The 3867-nt window shown below is 45.7% G+C and carries 5 protein-coding genes; all 5 read left to right on the forward strand.

Annotated features, from left to right (window positions below; genetic code table 11):
• Positions 1–302, forward strand: a 302-nt coding sequence (locus AC1DUA_RS27770) for an ABC transporter permease (RefSeq protein ID WP_477502840.1), incomplete at its 5' end; no start/stop codon positions are given.
• Between the two features lie 36 nt (positions 303–338).
• Positions 339–1391: a substrate-binding domain-containing protein gene (locus AC1DUA_RS27775; protein WP_477502841.1), complete on the forward strand. Its 1053-nt coding sequence runs from the start codon at positions 339–341 to the stop codon at positions 1389–1391.
• Positions 1392–1412: 21 nt separating this feature from the next.
• A complete protein-coding gene (locus AC1DUA_RS27780) occupies positions 1413–2375 on the forward strand; it encodes a sugar phosphate isomerase/epimerase family protein (RefSeq protein WP_477502842.1) in 963 nt (320 codons plus the stop codon).
• A 20-nt stretch (positions 2376–2395) separates the two neighbouring features.
• Positions 2396–3529 carry a Gfo/Idh/MocA family protein gene (locus AC1DUA_RS27785; RefSeq protein WP_477502843.1) on the forward strand — a complete coding sequence of 378 codons (1134 nt, stop codon included), beginning with the start codon at positions 2396–2398 and terminating at the stop codon, positions 3527–3529.
• A 241-nt stretch (positions 3530–3770) separates the two neighbouring features.
• A partial coding sequence (locus tag AC1DUA_RS27790; protein ID WP_477502844.1) for a LacI family DNA-binding transcriptional regulator occupies positions 3771–3867 on the forward strand: 97 nt, incomplete at its 3' end.

Here is a 3867-nt window from a genome sequence, read left to right on the forward strand (position 1 = left end):
TTTCTTACATGATTTGTGGATTCACCGCGGCTATTGGCTCGATCATAGAAACCTCACGCTTAAATTCAATTTCGACTTCAAGCTCAGGGAATATGTACGAGTTGGATGCGATAGCTGCTGTAATCATAGGTGGGGCCAGCCTATCCGGAGGGCGGGGCCGTATCATTGGTACATTATTTGGTGTTCTGATCTTAGGGGTTTTGAGTAATGTCATGAATTTGCTTAATATTTCACCCTATCTGCAGGGGGTGGTCAAAGGGCTGATTATTATAGCAGCCGTTATGCTTCAAAAGAAAGAATAGCAAGCCATTCAAAATACTATTCTCAGGAGGTCTACTATGTTAAAGAAAAAATGGTTTCCTACCGTAGTTGTCATGATTACCTTAACAGGTTTATTAGCGGGTTGTACGACATCAGATAAAGTGGCATCTACAACAACGGAGCCTGCGGAAAAAGCGACTGAAACGCAGAGTGTGACTGCCGCTGGCGGCGAATATACGTTAGGAATTTCGGTGCCTTYGGCCGACCACGGATGGATGGGCGCTCTCGTAGCGAATGCGAAGGCGGAAGCACAGAAGCACAAAAACGTGAAGCTTATTATGTATACAGCGAGTGATCCTGCCAAGCAGACCTCGGATATTGAGGATTTGATCACGAAAAAAGTCAATGCCATTGTTATGCTGCCAATTGAGTCCGCTGCCTTAACACCAGCTGCTGATAAAATTGCAAAAGCTAACATTCCTCTGGTTGTTATTGATCGCGCTGTAAATACAGAGAACTATCGTACGTATATCGGTGGAGATAACTACGGGATTGGTTTCGGGGATGCCAAGTATTTGGTAGCAGAGATGACGAAGCGTAATGGAAAACCAGAAGGAAAAGTGGTTGAAATTTCCGGAGTTCCGTCTACGGTTACCGATCTCAGGTCGAAGGGCTTCCGCGATTACCTCAAAGATTACCCTGGTATTCAGATTGTTGCTACGCAGCCAGGTGATTTTACAAGAGAAAAAGCCTTGAAAGCAATGGAAAATATATTACAGGCAAATGCAAAAATTGATGGCGTTTACTCGCAGGACGATGATATGACGATTGGTATCGTTCAAGCGATTCGTGATGCGAAGCGTGATAAGGAAATGTTCATTGTAAGCTCAGGCGGTGAGAAAGAAATTTATCAAATGATGAAGGAAAAACAAAAGCCTGATGTGATTGTATCCTTAACTTATTCACCGACGATGAGCGGTTCAGCTGTCAATCTGGCTGTTAAGCTGTTAGAGGGCAAAGGTGTCGATGGCTTCTGGGAGCAAAGTATTCCTCATCATATCATTTTGGATGCGGCTCCAGTTACACCGGCAAATGTTGACCAATATTATAAAGCAGATGCAAACTACTAAAATTTGCAGGAGAGTGTTTCTATGAAATTGGGCGTATTTGCAGTACTATATGGCGATAAAACGCTCGAGTCAGCTCTTGATCTTGTTCAAAAGGCTGGATTGCAAACGGTAGAAATCGGTACAGGGGGATATGTGGGCAAAGCCCACATATCGCCTTCCGAGGTTTTGCGCGATGCAGGCAAGATCGCTGACTTGAAACGAATGGTGGAGCAGCGCGGTCTATCGATTAGCGCTTTAAGCTGCCATGGTAATCCGCTTCATCCGAATGCAGCCATTGCGGCTGAGCATCATGAAGATTTTCAGAATACCGTGCGTCTGGCGGAAGCTTTGGGTGTTGAAACGGTTATTACTTTCTCAGGATGTCCAGGTGATTCTGATACGTCCCAAAGTCCATCGTGGGTCACTTGTCCATGGCCGCCTGACTTCTTAGAAGTACTGGACTGGCAGTGGTCGCAGAAAACAATTCCCTATTGGCGTGAGCAATCCGCCTTCTGCAGGCAGCATGGCGTTCGTGTAGCGATTGAGGCTCATCCAGGCTTCGTCGTATACAACACAGAGACGGCTTTGCGGCTTCGTCAAGAAACCGGAGATAATATCGGCGTTAACTTTGATCCTTCCCATTTATTTTGGCAGGGGATGGACCCTGAAGAGTGCATTAAGAAACTCGGGAAATCGATCTACCATGTACATGCCAAAGACACGAGGATCGATGCGCGCAATACCTCGTTAAATGGTGTCCTTGATGTAAAGCCTTACAGCAATGAGCTTGAACGTTCATGGATTTTCCGTACGATTGGCTATGGGAACGATATGAACGTGTGGAAAGGAATCATCAGCACATTGCGCAAAGTAGGCTATGACGGAGCCATTAGCATTGAGCACGAGGATAGCTTGATGTCGACCGATGAAGGCTTCAAGAAAGCTGCGGATTTCCTGAAGGGGATCATCATAGGTGAACAGGCAGGTGAAATGTGGTGGGCTTAAAACCAGTGATCAATGTGGGGATGGTTGGTTACAAATTTATGGGCAAGGCTCACAGCCATGCTTATAAGGATGTAGGCATGTTCTTTGAACTTGATGCAGATGTTTCTATGCAAGCCATCTGTGGTCGAGATAAAGACGGCGTACAGGCTGCTGCTGAGAAATTCGGATGGTCTAGCTATGAAACCGATTGGCAGCGCTTAATCAACAGGGATGATATTGATTTAATTGATGTGAATGCTCCAAGCAATGCACATAAAGAGATTGTACTCGGGGCTGTTAAGGCTGGGAAGCATGTGTTCTGCGAGAAGCCGCTAGCCTTGACGCTTGCTGATGCTAGAGAGATGCTGCAAGCAGCAGAGCAGTCGGGTGTCAAGCATGCCATTTGCTTCAACTATCGTTTCCTGCCTGCTGTACAGTTGGCCAAACAAATCCTCACGGAAGGCCAAATTGGGGATATTCATCACTACAGAGCAACCTATTTGCAGGATTGGTTGGCAGATCCTGAATTTCCATTAGCATGGCGTCTCAATAAAGAGGTCGCCGGTTCCGGTTCGCATGGGGATTTAAATGCCCATTGTATTGATTTAGCTCGTTTCCTGATTGGCGATTTTGAACGCGTAGTCGGACACAGCAAAACGTTCGTGCATAAGCGTCCAATCCCCGCATCAAGCCAGGGTCTTACAGCCGTAGCATCGGATGAGATGGGGGAGGTCACCGTGGATGATGCAACGTCATTCTTGGCTGAATTTAAGAATGGCGCGATGGGGACATTCGAAGCAACCCGCTTTGCATATGGGCGGAAAAATTACCAAACCTTTGAAATATACGGCAGTAAAGGCGCCATGCGATTTAATCTGGAACGACTCAATGAATTGGAAGTTTACTTTAAAGACGATCCGCCGCACCTCCAAGGATACCGTACCATTCTTGTAACAGAAGGCATACATCCCTATACCGCCAATTGGTGGCCGCCAGGTCACACTATCGGGTATGAGCATGCATTCATTCATTTGGTGTATGAATACATTCAAAGCATCGCGAATGGTTCTGATTTTGCACCTAACTTCTATGATGGTGTGCAGTGTCAGCAAGTACTGGAAGCCGTGGATCAATCCATTGAGAAAGGCGCATGGGTACGTGTTGAGGATGTATAGAACGGGAAAATACCTATAATTCGAGAACAACGCCTAAGTCGGGGATTCCGATCTTGGGCGTTTGTTTGGATGGAGCTTTATAATTCAGTAAAGTTGAAAGTTTCGAAATCAATCGGTTAGCTTTTTATTATTGTAAGCGATTTAAAAACTATTTGACAAATCCTGCACGGGAGACTATTCTAAAACTACTTAAACGTTTACGTAATCTATCAGATGTTATGCAAAGTAGGGAATTTACCGTATGAATCCTCCGACAATTAAAGATGTGGCCAAGGCAGCGAATGTTTCTGTCGCTACGGTTTCCCGAGTGCTTCATAATCTCGCGGGCTATTCAGACA

The organism is Paenibacillus sp. 01T422 (genome assembly GCF_056398785.1).